At 48.4% G+C, this 17,299-nt stretch carries 17 protein-coding genes; 3 read left to right on the top strand and 14 right to left on the bottom strand.

Features of this window, described 5'->3' with window-relative positions:
* Window positions 1-45: 45 nt before the first annotated feature.
* Entirely contained in the window at window positions 46-660 is a 615-nt protein-coding gene (locus ACJJI7_RS16140) for a TetR/AcrR family transcriptional regulator (RefSeq protein WP_020415124.1), read from the bottom strand.
* 114 nt (window positions 661-774) lie between these two features.
* On the opposite strand from ACJJI7_RS16140, the gene ACJJI7_RS16135 reads away from it, so the two are divergent.
* Window positions 775-1,509: an SDR family oxidoreductase gene (locus ACJJI7_RS16135; protein ID WP_282950809.1), complete on the top strand. Its 735-nt coding sequence runs from the start codon at window positions 775-777 to the stop codon at window positions 1,507-1,509.
* Between the two features lie 135 nt (window positions 1,510-1,644).
* On the opposite strand, the gene ACJJI7_RS16130 is transcribed toward ACJJI7_RS16135, so the two are convergent.
* The 10 genes from ACJJI7_RS16130 to ACJJI7_RS16085 form a co-directional block, all read right to left on the bottom strand.
* Window positions 1,645-2,388 (bottom strand): sporulation protein, encoded by a 744-nt coding sequence (locus ACJJI7_RS16130; RefSeq protein WP_444901740.1) that lies wholly within the window; start codon window positions 2,386-2,388, stop codon window positions 1,645-1,647.
* A 721-nt stretch (window positions 2,389-3,109) separates the two neighbouring features.
* Entirely contained in the window at window positions 3,110-4,483 is a 1,374-nt protein-coding gene (gad, locus tag ACJJI7_RS16125; protein ID WP_282950811.1) for a glutamate decarboxylase, read from the bottom strand.
* Between the two features lie 297 nt (window positions 4,484-4,780).
* Window positions 4,781-5,584, bottom strand: a complete 804-nt coding sequence (locus ACJJI7_RS16120; protein WP_020415119.1) for a class I SAM-dependent methyltransferase — start codon at window positions 5,582-5,584, stop codon at window positions 4,781-4,783.
* Between the two features lie 35 nt (window positions 5,585-5,619).
* Entirely contained in the window at window positions 5,620-5,988 is a 369-nt protein-coding gene (locus ACJJI7_RS16115; RefSeq protein WP_020415118.1) for a SpoIIAA family protein, read from the bottom strand.
* Between the two features lie 73 nt (window positions 5,989-6,061).
* Window positions 6,062-6,610 (bottom strand): hypothetical protein, encoded by a 549-nt coding sequence (locus ACJJI7_RS16110; protein WP_282950812.1) that lies wholly within the window; start codon window positions 6,608-6,610, stop codon window positions 6,062-6,064.
* A 355-nt stretch (window positions 6,611-6,965) separates the two neighbouring features.
* On the bottom strand, window positions 6,966-7,430 hold the full coding sequence (locus ACJJI7_RS16105; protein WP_282950813.1) for a hypothetical protein: 465 nt from the start codon (window positions 7,428-7,430) through the stop codon (window positions 6,966-6,968).
* Window positions 7,431-7,775: 345 nt separating this feature from the next.
* Window positions 7,776-8,861, bottom strand: coding sequence for a PQQ-dependent sugar dehydrogenase (locus tag ACJJI7_RS16100; RefSeq protein WP_444901741.1), 1,086 nt, complete (start codon window positions 8,859-8,861; stop codon window positions 7,776-7,778).
* A 389-nt stretch (window positions 8,862-9,250) separates the two neighbouring features.
* Complete coding sequence (locus ACJJI7_RS16095) at window positions 9,251-9,898, bottom strand: YiaD family glycine zipper/OmpA-like lipoprotein (protein ID WP_020415114.1); 648 nt, start codon at window positions 9,896-9,898, stop codon at window positions 9,251-9,253.
* 569 nt (window positions 9,899-10,467) lie between these two features.
* Window positions 10,468-10,695 (bottom strand): SlyX family protein, encoded by a 228-nt coding sequence (locus ACJJI7_RS16090; protein WP_282950815.1) that lies wholly within the window; start codon window positions 10,693-10,695, stop codon window positions 10,468-10,470.
* Entirely contained in the window at window positions 10,695-11,837 is a 1,143-nt protein-coding gene (locus tag ACJJI7_RS16085) for a serine hydrolase domain-containing protein (protein ID WP_282950816.1), read from the bottom strand. The genes ACJJI7_RS16090 and ACJJI7_RS16085 overlap by 1 nt, the downstream gene beginning before the upstream one ends.
* 110 nt (window positions 11,838-11,947) lie before the next feature.
* On the opposite strand from ACJJI7_RS16085, the gene ACJJI7_RS16080 reads away from it, so the two are divergent.
* Window positions 11,948-12,412 carry a PaaI family thioesterase gene (locus ACJJI7_RS16080; protein ID WP_282950817.1) on the top strand — a complete coding sequence of 155 codons (465 nt, stop codon included), beginning with the start codon at window positions 11,948-11,950 and terminating at the stop codon, window positions 12,410-12,412.
* A gap of 133 nt (window positions 12,413-12,545) precedes the next feature.
* Here ACJJI7_RS16080 and ACJJI7_RS16075 read toward each other — a convergent pair whose 3' ends face one another.
* Entirely contained in the window at window positions 12,546-13,379 is an 834-nt protein-coding gene (locus ACJJI7_RS16075; RefSeq protein ID WP_282950818.1) for an ion transporter, read from the bottom strand.
* Between the two features lie 187 nt (window positions 13,380-13,566).
* Here ACJJI7_RS16075 and yciH point away from each other — a divergent pair, with 187 nt between their 5' ends.
* Window positions 13,567-13,890 (top strand): stress response translation initiation inhibitor YciH, encoded by a 324-nt coding sequence (gene yciH, locus ACJJI7_RS16070; protein ID WP_282950819.1) that lies wholly within the window; start codon window positions 13,567-13,569, stop codon window positions 13,888-13,890.
* Here the strand turns inward: yciH and ACJJI7_RS16065 are convergent.
* Both ACJJI7_RS16065 and ACJJI7_RS16060 read right to left on the bottom strand, forming a co-directional pair.
* The gene (locus ACJJI7_RS16065; RefSeq protein ID WP_444901742.1) at window positions 13,887-16,388 is read right to left on the bottom strand and encodes a hypothetical protein; all 2,502 of its coding nucleotides are present in this window, start codon (window positions 16,386-16,388) and stop codon (window positions 13,887-13,889) included. The two genes, yciH and ACJJI7_RS16065, sit on opposite strands and share 4 nt — an antisense overlap.
* A 180-nt stretch (window positions 16,389-16,568) precedes the next feature.
* Window positions 16,569-17,213 (bottom strand): TetR/AcrR family transcriptional regulator, encoded by a 645-nt coding sequence (locus ACJJI7_RS16060; RefSeq protein WP_282950821.1) that lies wholly within the window; start codon window positions 17,211-17,213, stop codon window positions 16,569-16,571.
* Between the last annotated feature and the right edge of the window lie 86 nt (window positions 17,214-17,299).

Below are 17,299 nucleotides of genomic sequence, written 5' to 3'. Positions count from 1 at the left end.
CAATATTTTGTAAGATCTGCCCCTGCCATCCAGCGTAGAGGCAGATCACCGCTTCCCATCCTCATTGATTCCCAGGCCACGCAGCGCAAATCCCAGGATACCCTCCAACTCAGACTTGCTCCTGCCCGACCGGGACAGGGATGCAGTGCCGTGAAGCAGAGCCACCAGGTATAAAGCCACCTTTTCCGCCTGTCGATCTAAACCCAAGTATTGGGAGTCAGCATCACTCTGAAAGAAACGCACCAGCAAACGCATATTCTCCTCATCAGCCGCTTTTAAGGCCTGTATAGCTGCCTTGGGAAGCCCTTCTCCAGCAGTCTCCGACAGACCCTGGGCCAAATAGCAGCCCTTAGGGGTCTCTTCGGCCAACTGGCCCCTGACGGTTGCAAGGAGGAAACCAGAGATCCGCTGAGTCAGCGTCAGCTTATCGTCACTTAAATAAGCCAAGCGATCTTTGGCATGTTTTTCTAAATATTGATGTAAAGCCTGCACGAAAAGCGCTTCTTTATTTCCAAAAGCAGAATAAAGACTGGGCTTATTGATCCCCATAGCCCCGGTTAAATCTGCTAAAGATGTCCCCACATATCCCTTCTTCCAGAACACTCGCATCGCAGCATCCAGTGCGCTCGGCTTATCAAACTCAAGTCTACGCCCCGCCATAGTGAAGTCTCTTCAAAAAACCATTTGACAATATTGTACCGATCAGTACACTTCAGTTCAAATCATACCGATCGGTACAGATTGAAGATAGTAATCACTCACAGGAGAATCAGGATGGGTATTTCCGTTCAAGGCAAAGTTGCACTGGTCACCGGAGCCAATCGCGGTATTGGCAAATCCATTGTGGAAACCTTTATTGAGGAGGGGGCAAAAAAAGTCTATCTGGCGGTGCGAAGCCCCGGGACCACAGCTGAGTTCACTAGAAGATACGGTGCTAAGGTAGTCCCCGTGCAACTGGATGTTACGGATGGCAATGGAATAAAAGCACTAGCAAAAGAAATCCAGGACTTGGATATCCTGGTCAACAATGCCGGGGTACTAGCTCCTACGGAACCCCTTGGCGAGCAGGTTGAAGAGTCTCTGCAGCACGAGTTGAATGTAAACCTATTCGGGCTAGTAAGGATTGCCAAGGCCTTTGCACCTCAACTGGAAAAGAACCGCGGCGCACTGGTCCAATTGAATTCTGTCGTATCTCTGCGTGCCTTCACCCAGGTGAGCACCTATTCCGCCTCCAAGGCCGCAAGCTACGCAATAACTCAAGCCCTTCGAGAAACACTTGGAGAGCGTGGAATACAAGTACTCAGCGTGCATCCAGGCCCGATAGAAACCGATATGGCCAAACAGGCAGGATTGGAGGAGGGAGAGGCTCCCAGTACTGTAGCCAAAGGCATTGTTGAGTCCCTCGCAAACGGGGACTTTCACCTATTCCCAGACCCTATGGCTAAGATGTTTGAGGCCGCCTATCAAGGATTCTCAGATACGATTGTCACTGCAGATTTCAGTGAATAATTGTCAAGCAAAATTAGCTAAACATTGATAACCAAATAACCCGCGATGTTTAATGACTAGCGCCTGCTATTATTAACACATCGCGGGTTTCAGCATGCAAATGTCTTAACAAATTAGAATGGATGGCACTACTAACTACAGTGTCAATATTGATTGGGCAGCCGCAGTAGCTTCCTTCTCATCGGCATCGCGATGCAAGGTAAAAGAACGATATTGATCGCCTCGCAGACCAAATCTACGATCAACTTCTGCCAAGCAGTGCACCATTCCCCCCTCCAGAATAAAAGAAAGTTCAATTTCTTTTGAACTAAGAAGACCTGAATTCTTAAACTCAATCTCCTGGTAACATCCAGATTTTGAAGAAAAGTTCCCTCCCCTCAGGTACCCCTTCTCGACATCCGCTTTCACCATGCTAAATCCACCCTGCTCTATCGCCGCGATCACCTTTTCGACAACAGGTAAGGGCCGTACTTGCAGAAGATCTCTATCCTTAGGATCGAGCGCAAAATCAATATCTAACACGGTCTCTAACCAAACCCGACATTGGTTCTTGCGCGTGTTAAGTGCGGTTACCGGAGTTTCGTCATTCAATTTAAGCTCAAAGGGTAACTGCTTGGATTCATTAGCATTGATCAAAAATGGTTCCAGAGCCTGAATTTGATCCAGGACAAATTGCTGGTAACTAACGCCGTTATCATTTTCAATTTTCACCTCAGTACAGAGTTTCAAATTGATAGCATCAATCTGTTGTTCCACCTCTCCACCGGCGATATGAATGTTTCCTTTAAGGACACCGCCTTGAAGTATGCTGCTACTTTCCAATACTGTATCAACCTTTGCGGCACCAATACCCAAAGAGGCCTTTAACTTTTGAAACATGAACTTCCCCAAAACACTGACAAGTTAGAATTGATACTGAGTATTAACATGGCCTAAATACTTGGCCACAGCCCCTAATTGCACATCATTATCAGAGGCAACCCAATAATCCGATTCTGCTGAAGCATATCCTTACTCGAGATATTTCTCAATTATTGCTGTTTGCCAATCATTAACATTGCAAGACCCGCCCCCAAAGCTGAAAAAAAGATCATATTATGAAGCGTCCATCAACCCTATTTTTAAATTTGGATCGATATATTGAAGAAAATCGCTGGGCTAAAATTATCATTTTTTATCGTCAATCTTCCCCCCTACCGATAAAGCGCCCCAAAGATCTGATTAGCCCCACTTTTCAACCCAAATTGCCACTAAGGCCTCAAAAATTCCACCTTTGGCATAGGGACATTTCTTAGTAGTTTTACCTTGATCACCTCAACTAAAATTGCATGTATGCCCACTGCCAAACTACGGAGTACCTGCAACTCATAGTCTGTATCCCATAATAATATAGACCGAATATTCAGGGCCCCAGTCTAGCGGCTATTAATGTGAGCGATGTATATATGTTGGAGTATGCTTCAATAACCTGAAGGAATAATTATTGATTATTCTTTTTAAATCCTTATAAGAAACAGATATTAAAATTTACCTCAAATCTTACGTTATTTTTCTATATAACAGAGAACACCTAAAAGCAACTTTCACCAGAAGACGAAAACTAACACTTACTCGGCGCCACCTTCCGAGGGTCGTGCAGTTTCGGTGGGCTGGCATTGCCGCCGTGTTGCTTCAACCAGTTGCAGGCGTTAATGATGTCATCTGCCAGGCCATGTATTGCATTCAGATTAAGGTGTGGGCGCACCACTATTCGCAAGGTATTTACTGATTGGGCGTTTGGCGGCATCGAATAAGCTGACAGAACCCAACCCCGCTCACGGACCTTATCTGAAATATCATACTCATTAAAGTTGGTGATTTTATTATTCAGAGTCATCGCCACTACCGGGATACGCTGAGTCTTGTTCATAATCTCAAAGTAGCCACTATCCACCAAACGATTACGTAAAGTCTGAGCGTTATCCAAAGTATGCTGCATAATATCCTGGTAACCCTTAAAACCGAGACGAATAAAGTTGTAATACTGGTAGGCAACAGTGGAGGCATTGCGACTAAAGTTCAATGTGGCAGTAGGCATCTCACCACCCAAATAGTTTACATAAAACATCAAGTCCTCATCAAAAACAGCACGCTCTCTAAAAATTATCCAACCTAAACCTGGCGGCACTAAGCCAAATTTATGACCGGACGCGTTGATAGATTTAACTCTCGGCAGGCGAAAATCCCAGTGGTAATTCGGATATAAAAACGGGTTCACAAATCCACCGGATGCAGCATCAATATGCATAGGGACATCATGGCCAGTAGTTTCCTGATAACTATCCAACCAATTATGGATCGCACGGAAGGAATCATCCTCACCGGTAAATGTCTGCCCCGCAATAGCCACCACTGCTATTGTATTCTCATCTACTAACGTATCCAGGTGTTCACTGGTAAAACGGTAATGTCCAGGCTTAAGCGGGGCAATGCGTGGCTCTACATCAAAATAGCGCATAAATTTTTCCCACACAATTTGTACATTGGCACCTGTGACCAAGTTAGGCCTGCCCCCATCTTTACCTGTTTTCTCTCGCCTCTTACGCCAGCGCCATTTATGGGCCAGACCCGCCAACATACAAGCTTCTGAAGAGCCTATTGTCGCTGCACCATAGGGTTCTACATTCTTCGGGCCATTCCAAAGTTCGTGCAACCAGCGCACCATCCGTGCTTCCATAGCAAAAAGCTGGGGATACATATCATGATCGATATAATTTTTGAGATAGTGCTTTTTTGCCACTTCAAAAGCTTCGGGCTCAGTAAAGGTGGTGACAAAGGACGACAGGTTCATAGCCGGTTTGGCGTCAGACCAGGTTTCACTGGTTACAATGGATTCGGCGGCATAAGCACAAATACTGTCACGGGGAAAGTGATCTTCAGGAATATCCTCATTGTACTCATCAAAAAACAGGTCGAACGGAGACTTCTCTCTCATAGCCAACCTCCTTGCCATTAATCTGCATCAATGAAGGGCCGCTGCATATCCCCCTCTTTATACCAAGAGGGTTTTTACATATGGATGTTTTGCAACAACATAGCAGTAGAAACCAAAATGCCACCAGGCACCAAGGCAACATAGACCCTGTGACCAGCTACAACCAGCTGTTTAGGAAGGAAAAGGAGCTAGCAAATGAGAGCACCCTGCTTTTGGGTAAGACGCAATATGATATTACCTGATTCGATATTTAGCCGGTGGTTACATAAGCCGCCAGCTAAACATTCTTAAAGTGGCTTAGCCAGGAACGCCATGTTTGGTATAGATATCAAAACGTCCTGACTTACCCTCAAGCGAGAGCGTGGGCTTTTTTTCACCCAGATGCGGAGCCTGCTTCGGGCGCTTGACCACGGTACGGTAATAACAGGCCTTAAGCGCGGGCTCAAGTAAAGCATCCGCATCTTCGTCTGCTCCTACCAAATAGTGGAAAGCCACCATCTCTTTTTTTACTTTGGCACTTTTGCCCCGTGGCGGGAACATTGGGTCCAGGAAGACAACAGGCCAGGAACCTTCCGCTTGCTGTGCCAGCCAGTCAGCAGAAGAGTCTTTTCGATCAGTAAGGGACAATCGCTCAGCCACCAATATCAACTCTGGATCAAGGACTGCAGCTTCCTGCAGCCTCCTCAAGCCATCTTGCAGCAACAAATACACCACTGGGTTACGCTCTAACATCAGGACTTCACAGCCCAATGATGCCAAAACAAAGGCATCACGTCCGAGCCCTGCGGTCGCATCCAAAACACGGGGGTGAAAACCAGGCCGTATACCAACAGCTTTAGCGACTGGCTGCGCTTTACCGCCACCATATTTACGCCTGTGCGCCATAGCCCCACCAACAAAGTCCACAACCACTGGTCCCGGTGCTTTTTTTCCTGTCGCGCACAACTGTAGTTGCTCACCGCAACGTAGCACCTGCGGAAAATCACAAATTTCTGTGGGATCTTCAACACCCAGGCAGGGAAGGTCAAGCTGGTTGGAAAGTTGCTCAGCAGCGGCAAGGTAATCTTTGGCCGCCGCGATAATGGCCAATGCTGGACTCACCACTACTCCTAAAAATCGTTAGATGGTGCGTGATGCTACCCCGGATTTTCCAACCATTCCAGAGCTTCAGACTTCTCATTCGAGTTAAACGGGCGGACTTCTGCGCTGATAAAATGACAAACCAAATGCGGCATAAAACTTAAAACAGGGTTGTCGGACACCACCGCAATTTTTTGTATGTGTTTATGGTGATCGTGCACAAAACGAAAATGAGTAATCATCGCGACGAAATTTTCCCATCCAGCAAAATCCTCTGCGTCGATCATTAGTCCTTCTATTCTGCCCTGTTCCCTGATCACTGGATCTACTTGTGACGCCAGCTGATGGAAATCTTCTGCAGAAAACTTTCCCTTGGGGCGAATTTCTAGGATTTTGTGTCCCTGACACCATTTGTGCTCGATCATTCTGTTAAAATAGCTTTGGGCCGCCTAAACAGGCGACCCTCACCGATCTCCTAGTTCCTACTTTCTGTTCTATCTATTGCTGGGGCTGGCCAGAATTACTTTCCATTCCCTCATCAGTGCCCGTGTCAGTATCACCGGGATTACTTTCCATATTTTCAGCACCCTCTACTGCTTGCTGGGCTTCACTGGAGGCTTCATCAACAGCTTCACCAGCGGGGCTTGCCGTGCTCGGCTCTTCCTGTGGGGTTGAATCATCAGGATTGCCACTAGCAGTCTCTGCATCTGCTTCCCCAGGCTCCGGGGTTGGTCCGCCGCTCGAGGGAACTGAGCCAGAGCTAGTAGAAGTGCTACCCCCAGGAGGTGTGGGATCTGTCTGATCGGATTCCTGTGGCACCTGGGTATCGGGGTTACCCATGCCATCAGGTGGTGTGGTGGTGCCGTTAGGCGAAGAAGAATCACTACCACTGCCGCTACCCGACGGCGTGGAGTTATCGTTCATTTGCTCGCTCTTTGGCTGATCCATCGAGTCATAGGCTTCTTTGGCCTTGTGTTCGCCACTGCGAGACATAAAGTATCCGATGATCAGTAACAAAATGATCAATGGAATCAATAGCTTCTTCATACGTCGACCTCTCGACCCCAAGCGGTTTCTGGAAAACACTTATTGCAAGGCCGGCTAAGCGCCTGGGCTTTTGGGCCCACGGCAGTGAGCACTATAGGCTTGCCTCACACTGCATCCCTGCGGCAATAATAGCTGGCCCTAAGGCCTTTTGACGCCAGCGCCAAGTAATTCAACGCATATCGACTAAAAGAAGATGACGCCAATACTGATAAGAATAACTCGGCATTGGCGTACTTCAAGGAGGTAACCTCCACTTGGAGAGTTTGGATTGCTGTAAATAGCAGGCAACTTACAACCAACAGTTCTATTCAACAAAATTAGATCAACAAAGTTACTGGCGGCGCTCTTAAAGCACCTATCCTCGAGTGGTGAATTCATTGAGCTCTGCTAAGAGCTCCTCTGCATCAGATTCCACCACTGCGGCATCGCAGCTGCGCAGTTGTAGCCGTCCATAACTATCCAGACTGGCAAAGATCAAATAACGCTCCCCTTTCTCAAGCTTGGTATCGCAAAACTCCAGCCCCAAACGAAATGTGATTTGATCTGCCACAGCCCCCTTCCATATCTGTTCAGGAACAGCCGAATAAACATAGCCTGAAATTGCTGTGACACCCGGCTCTGAGAGAGCGCTGTCTACATCCCTATGAATTCCTATAACCTCCACCTGAGCTACCACCGCCGCTTCGGTAAAACGCATCTCCAGGTTGGTAGTAGGCACACCCAATACTCCTTCTTCTGCATGTCCCATATGAGGCATCAAATTGAGGAAAATTAAGACAAACCCCAGGGAGAGCGTTATTAGGGTGGCTTGACGGGACACAGGCTTTCTCCATTATTCGTATTGTCGCTACTGTAGAAATAGCACAACCCGGAAGAACCCTATTTTGATTTTAAACTTTCAGCAAGAAATTATGAAAAAAGCGTTTACCGGTCAGTATTCATGGGTTTCAACTGACAGGGAAGCCCGGTCATCTCAACCAATGAATTATATGAAACATGCCGGGCTATTAGTGTCAAGGCTTGTCTTCCACGCAAAACATGAGTAAGCACACGCGACAAGGCAATTAGAGCCCCATTAATGGCTACTGGAAATATTGAAGATAGTTGGCCGCCTTTACCGGCAGCCTAACCCAATACTTCTATAGAAAATCACTTCAGCTGAAGTTCAATGATCACTGTAAGTTAAACGATAAATCTTATGGGCAAAATCATCTGAAATCAGCACACTGCCATCAGGCATCTCCAGGAATGCCACCGGGCGTCCAAAAGTCGTTTCATCCCGCATAAAGCCAGTAATCACAGGTTTATAGTTGGTGATTCTATTCTCTTCTACAGTAGCTAACATCACACGATAACCCGACTTCTTGCTTCGATTCCAGGAGCCGTGTTCCGCAACCAAAAGGTTTTTCCTGTAATCATCAGGAAATTGATTGCCAAGGTAAAAGTGTATTCCCAGAGGTGCGACGTGGGCACCCAAATTTAGTACTGGTGCGGAATAATCACTAACCTTCCTATCTTGACCAAATTCAGGGTCTGCAATATCAGCGCCATGAAAATAGGGGTAACCAAAATGCTCTCCTTCGTAGCTTACCCTATTAATTTCACAAGGCGGGATATCATCTCCCATCATATCCCTGCCATTATCACTGAACCACAACTCATTTGTCTGCGGGTGAAAATCAAAACCCACAGTATTTCTCACTCCATTAGCTATTACTTTTGTTTCCTTTGAAGCCAGATCTAAAGAAAATATCTTGGAATAGCGTTTATCTGCATCACAAATATTACATGGCGCACCAACAGGAACTATTAAATTACCCCTTTTATCGAAACGTAAGAATTTCCAACCGTGATGCCTATCAGACGGGAACTGATCATAAACCACTTCAGATTTTGGCTTATCAAGATTTTCATCTATATCAGGAAAACGAATAATTTTATTAATATCGGCCACATACAAATCGCCATTTTTATAGGCAATCCCTGTCGGCGCTCTTAAGTTTTCCATGAGCAACCAACGCCGATCTGCTTTTCCATCGTTATTTGTATCTTTGAAAGCATATATCTTTTTGGCACTGAAAGAGCCAGAAAAAACAGTACCTGACTCAGAAAGTGCCAGTTGTCGTGCAGTCTCTACATCTTCGGCAAAGTAACTAAGTTCAAAGCCATCCGGCACCTTTAGTTGTTCAAGGGTAATCTCAGCTTGCACTACTGATGAGAGCAATAAACTAATTAGCAGTATTTTTTTCATGGGACGCAGTCAACAGACAAAATGCTATCTTAGCTTTAGATGCACTTTTTGACTAACCAATAAAGACTGTATGAGACAGAAACCTGCGAGAATAAGTTAAGCGACTTAAAAGAAACTCTTTAAAAGCCCTATCGCCCCCCCCTTTACGAATGGCTGTTGCCACCAGCTATGGTTTGCTACCGGCACTATTAGCCCTGAGTTTACTAACCCTGCCTGAAAGTAAGGTCAATGATTAAACAAACATAAGGGTAGAAGAGCAACCCTGCCACATCTGTAAAGGAGGATTGATACTGAGGAGGTCAAAAGGGATTAATTAGGACCGCAGCGCCTACGACTATTCAGTTAGGCGCTGCGAGTGTCACTCTAGAGGCAACTAAGCCTCATGCCGCTTATAGCGGCAACAGCTCGAGCTCTACACGACGGTTAGCTTGGCGGCCTGATTCAGAGTCATTACTAGCCAGCGGATAACGCTCACCATAACCGACAGCCTGTACACGACCGTAGGCAACACCGCTATTACTGAAGAAGCTAGCTACCGAATTAGCGCGCTGCTCACTCAAGGACTGGTTGTAAACGTCAGAGCCAGTGCTGTCAGTATGGCCACTAACACGGATGGCTGTCTTATCAAACTCCTGTAAAACAACAGTCACAGATTCCAGAGTATCGTAAAAGTCAGTTCGAATATCGGAGCGGTTGGTACCAAATGTGATATTGCCAGGCATGATCAGACGGATGTTATCGCCCTCACGCTGAACACGAACACCACTGCCCTCCAGGCGCTGTCGCAAAGCCATTTCCTGGCGATCCATATAATAGCCAATGCCACCGCCAATGGCTGCGCCACCCAAGGCCCCGGTGAGAGCCCCTTTCTTACGGTCTTTCTTACTCGCAGTTGCCGCACCGACAATTGCACCAGCTACAGCGCCAATTCCTGCCCCTTTGGCGGCATTACTGGTTTTACTCTCACCGGTGTATGGGTCCAAAGTGGAACAACCCACCAGTGAGCCCATTGCAAGAATTGCTACCCAATGTTTCATTATTGGTTCTCCTAACGCACTTTTAATAAACGGGTATTGGGATGCACTGAGCCCAGTGCTCCTGCACAGTCCCTACAGTATTCAGCACGCTAGCTGACCGGCGGCTGAATCGACCCTACGAAATATTGTGAAGGCTAAGATAAACTGATCATCAGTTCTATTGACCAGTCCCCATTGCGCATCATCGATTACTGCGACGACGATGCACTAGCGTGCAGTTTCGCCACTAGAGAAGTGTTTACCCCCTTCTTCCACAAAATCTGTGGATAACTCTGTGCATTAATCGACAAAGGTCAGCGCCACATGGCGTAATCCCTTGCCTATAGCATTTTGCACATTTTTTAAACTCTTGAGTTTTGCCAATAAAAACAACAGGTTAGATAAAGCAAAATTTTTAATGTACCGGCTGTTTTAGTGTATACAGGTAGTTGTCAGCAGCATGTTTGCATGTGGAAAAGTTTGTCAATACCTCCAGCACCAGAGGACAAACTTTTTTTAGACGCATTTGTGCTTACTCCCACAACTCAATGGCACGACTTTAATCATTCACATCTACAGGCTATCCCCTGCTAATAATGTGGCGGCTTCTCATCTTGCTGCTTTGCTCCACCCTGCATTTCGAAAGTTATCGCACTGTACTTTTCTCCCAACTCACGAATGCGTGCAATCAGGCTCCGGATATCCAAATCCTGGCGAGCAATAACGTCATTAAGTTGAGCGATAGTATCCTCCTGGAAAGCGAGACGGCTCTCCAGCTCATCAATACGCTCAACCAGCTTTAAAATTTCATCACTCATCACAGCAGCCCGTATAAGGTTTCCACCAACCCTACCGCGCGCCGGTCCATAAACAAACTCTGCCCCAGCCTTGTTGTGACATACCCCAATCCCAAGCCACATTCAGGATCGGCGAATCCGACACTGCCACCGGCACCCGGATGACCAAAGCCTTCAGGACCACCAAAACGCAAATCCGCAGCGTTACTGCTGCGAATAAAACCACAACCAAAACTCACTTCGGCCTGTAGCACTTTATCTCGGCCGCAACTTTGCTCCCGTGCAGCCTCTTTTACCCATTCTATTGGTAAAGTTTCGGGGTTGCCCTTTGACAGATCGCCGTACACTGCTGCCAGGTCTCGCGCACTGAAATGTCCATTGGCAGCGGGAATCAATGCTCCGCGCCACTCGGAGCTGTTGGTTCCCATCATCAGGCTAACGGGATTGCTAAACGCCATTGAAACCGGACCCTTGCGATCTTCTTTTATTGCACGACCAATAGCATTTTCACGCAACTCTGGAAGCGGCTGTTTGAGGGGGCTGACATCAGCTATACGCTGGGATTTGTGTCCATTAGCGCCAAAGCCCCCATCGAGATCGAGGGGTTTGGCTAACATTTCCCGATAAAGTTCCAATAAGGGCTTTTGCGCTACCCGCTCGATCACCCCACCCAAGCTCCAGCCGTACAAAAAAGGGGCGTAGCCCTGCTGAGCTCCAGGAGCCCACCAAGGCTCAGTACGAGCCACTTCATCACATGCCGCCTGCCAGTCATAAATCAGGCTATCCTTTACCCGCCCACGGAAGGCAACCAAACCACTACGGTGGCAAAGTAATTGGCGTGCCGTGACACTGTCCTTACCTCGGGAAAATTCCGGCCAGTAGTCTGCCACAGGGCGGTCCAGATCCAGGTTACCAGCAGCTACTTGTTGCATAGCAAGCAGTGCGAGTATGCCCTTACTGGAAGAAAATACATTGGCTAGAGTATCTTCTGTAAAAGGGCGTTCGGCATCCCTATCAGCGCTACCGGCCCATAAGGAACAGATCAATTCTCCATGCTGGCGCACCGCAAAGGCCGCGCCGGTATCCCCACACTCGCGAAAATTTTTGGCGAAAGCATCATAAAGTGCCTCAAACCCAGGGGCGCAAAGGCCATATATTTCCATGTATCTATGTCCAGATAATTCGGGTAACTCTATTGGAAGCCCGCAAGGTTAATTTCTTCCCCTCTCTGGCGCAAATCGGTAGTATTGCGCGTCTATCGCGAGGGACAGTTATGACTCAAGAAATCGCCATCCAGGATCAAATTCAGGGCAACCACTGCTTTGGTTGTGGCCCGGACAACGACCAAGGGCTGCGTATCAAGAGCTATTGGAGTGGCCAGAATCAAACCCGCTGTGAGTTTACTCCCAGCCCGTTTCACAATGCTGGTCCAGCAAAGTATTTGAATGGTGGTATTATCGCCACAGTGATTGATTGCCATACTATTTGTACGGCTATCGCTGATGGCTATGTACAGGCCGGGCGCGATGTTGGTACTGGGGAGAAAATCTGGTACGCAACCGGTAAGCTCGATATCAAATACCTGGCTCCAGCTATGATTGATAAACCACTAATCCTCGAAGCCTCTATTGTCGGACGCGGCCCCAAAAAAACCGTATTACACTGTAGCCTTATCAGCGATGGCCGTTTATGCGCCAAGGCTGAGGTTGTGGCAGTACGTGTTCCAGGTGACTGGTAGCCACTCCCAACAAGAAAAATACTTTCTGATGAATTTTTAGCTCAGGTCACATGGACTCAGGGGTGACCCTATCTCTCGGAGCTTCTACCCCTCTCTGCTCAAAAAGCAGGCAGGCCTGATGAGCTGACAATTTTCAAACTTCAGGTACCTCCTCCGTATCCTCCAGCCTGTGGCCACAAAACTTACAGTATTCCGCATCGGGATCATGGGCGCTGCGACTGCAGTTGTGGCAAGCCAGCTGGGTACGCTCGCGATTCATCTCTCCCGCCAACTCCGCGGTCAAAATCCCTGTGGGAACTGCAATGATTGAGTAACCTATCAACATCGTCATCGCTGCAATTGCCTGCCCCAGTGGCGTCTGTGGCGAAATATCCCCATAGCCTACAGTCGTAATGGTGACAATTGCCCAATACACGCTGGTGGGAATACTGGTAAAACCATGACCAGGCCCCTCTACTACAAACATCAGGGAGCCAAAGATAATACACATTACAAATACGCTAGAGTAGAACACCAGAATTTTTCGCCGCGCAAGCCCCAAAGCACGCAACAAAATATTGGCATCCCTCAGGTAGCGAACCAGCTTAAGTATCCTGAAAATACGCAGCACCCGCAGTAAGCGGATCACCAGCAAATAGGTTGCACCGGTATAGAGCAGGGCCAGATAACTTGGCAGGATTGCGAGTAGATCGACAATTCCATAGAAGCTGAAAATATATTTACGGCGATTCACCGAACAATAAATTCGTGCGAAGTACTCTATGGTAAACAACCCGGTAAAGACCCACTCCAGACCGATGAGCAGCGAACCGTAACGATCCGCTACAGCTCCAATCGAAGCCAGTAAAACCAGGGACACACTGATCAAAATCGCCCAGATCAAGAAAACATCAAAGTTGCGTCCGGCGGGAGTATCTGTACCGAAGATCACCTCATTGAGCAGTTTTCGACGTCCTGTTAACGCCATCTATCACCTCAACCACTTGCTGCTATCAATTTTCGGCGGAATTCTAACCTTTAGGAGGAACTTGGTCGCCTCTAATTTTCACCGGGCCCACTGCCGGTCAGCTAGGTCCCCTTTGACTTCTTCCACACCTCGGGCACAATCGCGCTCCGACCAAAAATCACAATTGTTTATCGGGGAGCCCTCAGCCATGGCCAAGGAAAATCGTCTCGTCTATTCCACCGATCGCGGCCGTATAAAAGAAGAACCCTCTGCAGAAAAGCGCCATGAGGGGGATGGCATAGTACGTATCCACAGGGAGACCAAGGGACGCAAGGGTAAAGGGGTGACCTGCGTGCGCGGGATCGCAGGTACTGATCGTGAATTGAAATTACTGCTGGCAGAATTGAAGAAACGCTGTGGCTGCGGTGGTGCCTTGAAAGACGGTGTGATTGAAATCCAAGGCGACAAGCGCCCGGAAATCAAGGCCCTTCTCGAGTCCAAGAACTATAAGGTCAAGCTGGCCGGGGGTTAAACGGTTCGCAACAGGCGAAGTGGACTCAGCTGCAGCTGCCTTTCCCGCTCCAGACAGCGTCTCAACAAGGCTGCCAACTGTACCTGATAATACTCCAGAATCACCGACCGGGCATATTTACAACGAGACTCCATTGACCGCACAGCTGCCAATGCCTCTTGGTGTTGCTGCGGCAATACCTGTAGGGTTTCACGCTTAGCCTTGATGCATAGGGCTCTACCAAGACCCTGCGATCTCAATAACTCAGAAGATTCTACTGTAGCGAAAGTCGCATCCAATTCCCGAGCACTCAAGGCCAGATATTTCTGCACCAGCTCCCGTTCTGACAGGTTTTGCGATAGATGCCGGGCAAATAACCCCAAACTGGTACTAAACCCGGCAAGCCGCTCCAGATGAGGCTCTAGGGAATCGTATGCAGAAAGATGGCGCAGTTGGTTGCGCGCCTCTTGGCGTTCCTTCGCCGGCATGGTTACCAGAGCCAGACACAAGCGTTGGTAAAACGCGGTATAGATATGCTGCAGCTGCTTTTCACTCTCTTCCAATTCGGATCGTTTCAGCGCAGCCAACTCTTGAGCCGATGCAAGACTGCCACTTTTTAGTGAGTAATCCTGGGGGTCGATACGCAACTTGTTCCTAATCATTGCCGCACCCAGCTGCATTGTTGCCATACGAGTTCGCAACATCCGGCTACGCTCGCGCACCTCACCCAAATCAACCAACTTGCCTCGCAACCAATCGACAATGGCCTGCAGATCCATCTCCTGCATTTCTTTAGATGCTGGTCGACTCAACGGCAGCAAAGAAAACGGAGGAAGACGATTAAAGTACTCTTCCAAAGTCTGCACTGCCTCGTCTACCTCACGGCTGGAACAGAGCAAGCGGCGATTTTCTACTACTTGGCAATCAGCCCCAGCGCTGGAAGCAGTGCAGGCCATTGCCAATTCAGTAAAATTGGCGAATAGCTCCGGCATAGAGACTTCCCATTTGATACGAGAGCCCAGGTCACGCCGGCTTACCACCTCAATACGCTCTAAATCCGCCGCCTCACACACATCCCAGGGATCACTTGCCTGCCCCATGGCTAGCTCTATAGCCTTACAGGTTTCTTGGTCCAGATTCTCAAACGTCCAGGCTATCGCAGTAGGGATATTTTCAAATCGTTGACCCAGGGCAGCGGCCTCACGGGCGGTCTCTGAGACAATCAAATCCGCGTGCACCAGTCGGTGCCACCTTTCGGCAAACCCCGGAAACACCTGACTACCAATCAAATCTGCCGCCCACAGATCAGCACGTGACTCTAGGTAACGGGCACTACTACGGGTAATGAATCGGTGCAGGTTTTCGAGACGCTCCACTAAAGGCAATAAAAAGTGGCCACAGATGACCAGCATGCGATGAAAGGGTTTCTGGAAAATACTGGGCTCTCCACTTGTACACAGGACACTGCGTTCGTTCTCTAGAGCCCACTGAACTAACTCAAGGCGGCGCAAACCATCCAATACCAACCAGGCCAATAATCCGGTTAGTTTCCCCTGGTAGATACCAATTCCACGGCCCACCAAAGCTAGGGCCTCACTGCCACGTAGAGCCGTCACGCTGGCGAGCCCCAAATGAAGTGGTAATTGCTGGCGTATTACCTCGGAAAGTGTGGGTGAGCTGAAAATCTGGGCGTTGGGACTTAGAACAATCTCATTCACTTTCGGCAGACTGGTTCTTCGGGAAAGCTGTTCAAATAAACGCAGAAGGTCCTTACCTTGGGCTCGATCGAGGGGTATCTCACCGAGTTTGGCCCAAGCACTTCTCGGAAACCACAGGTAGGGCGCAGCCAGGAGCAGAAAAAGAAAACCACACACAGCAATCGCAATCAAACTGGATACAATAACGCTGCCATTCAAATCGCCCTGCCATACTGCAAGCGGAATCTGCCAGAAGGCAAAACCGGCCCCATACAAACACAGGCCAGCAACTGTCAAAAAAATAGCGGGCAGCACTATTGCCGGCAAAAAACCCAATAAAGCTCTGCCAACACCGGAGGGCACAGTAACTTTCTTATCACTGATAATTTGCTCTATTCCCTTTGAGGGTTCTAAGGTCCTTGAGCCCTCCGATTGCACAGCAGCTTTAGGGGACTGACTGTACTCTGGTGGTACCCCTGGGCCGCTGCCAATAATGCTATTTTTGTTGAAGGACCTCCCCTTGGCTGTCTGGGCTTTGCGCCTCTGCGCTACCTTAATACGGGCAATTAACTGCTGATTATCAAATTTTCCTGCAGGGCAGACCTCCACTCTCAAACCAATTTTGTGAAGACCGGCGCGATACTCCAAGGCACGGGCAGATTCCAGCTGATCTCTGATAACCCACCCTTTCAATAGAAACCTTCGAGCTTGGGCTTCTGGGATTGAAAACAGCTTCGTAGCATCCCGCACCACTTGATCCGAATCTTTGGCGTGAAGTGTCCTTCCAGTGGAAACTACCTGGTAAAGTTCCTGGCTCGCCATTCCCCTCTCCTGTCACCTAGTGACACATATTGTCACATTCTTTACATCTTGCGCGCAGGGTAAAAGATTCAAGAGAAAACGGGTGCGCACCAGTTCTCAGGAAACCATTCAAGGTTACATAATTGGCAAGAAAGGAGGCAAAGTGCACAGTTTTTCGTGCGCCTCGCAGTTTTTCTGTGGTCAGGGAGTAAAGATATGAAAGGTCCGATCAGCCAGTTCAGGAATTGTCAGCCCCCTATCCCTGGGTTCGAACCAGCTATAAGTGTGGCTTAGTGCGCCAACTAAAAGCCGCCGCACAAGTGCCGGGTCATCACCAGGGCATTTGGCCGCAACAATTGCATCCAACCAGATCCGCTCATACTCTTCGCGCAGCTGCAATACCTCTTCCTGGCTCTCCTCAGACAAGCTGCGCCACTCCATTACCAGAATGGAAAATCCTGGTACGGCTTGTTCGTGGATAGCCTCGAGCTCAGACTGTATGCAAGCCCGCAACTTTTCTTGCGGACAGCCCGCACTCTCTGCAGCACTACGCATTCGAGCACTGGCAAATATGGTGACCTCTTTCATTACCGCGCAGAGAATCTGCTCTTTACTGGCAAAATGGTGAAAAATACTGCCAGAAAGTATGCCAACTTCCGCAGCTAGATCACGCACTGTGGTGCGGGCAAATCCCCTTTGCTCGAACAGACGCGCAGCGGCATTCAGTAAACGTCCGCGGGGAGAGGCAGGGTCAGTTAGCATACCCTGCTCTACCAGAGTACCAATTAATTCTTGTGGTGACAGTTGAGTCGGCACCTCCACCAGCACTTGCGCACTCTCTCGCACGTATCTCTCCAAAATTTTTTCGGGTAATTAACCCGGAATATTAGCGGCCCAATGAATTTCAAATCAAATAGATGCCAGCTATTGAA

This window comes from Microbulbifer variabilis (assembly GCF_056232115.1).
The sequence above is the reverse complement of the archived record's forward strand: the minus strand, read 5'-3'. Positions and strand labels throughout refer to the sequence as shown.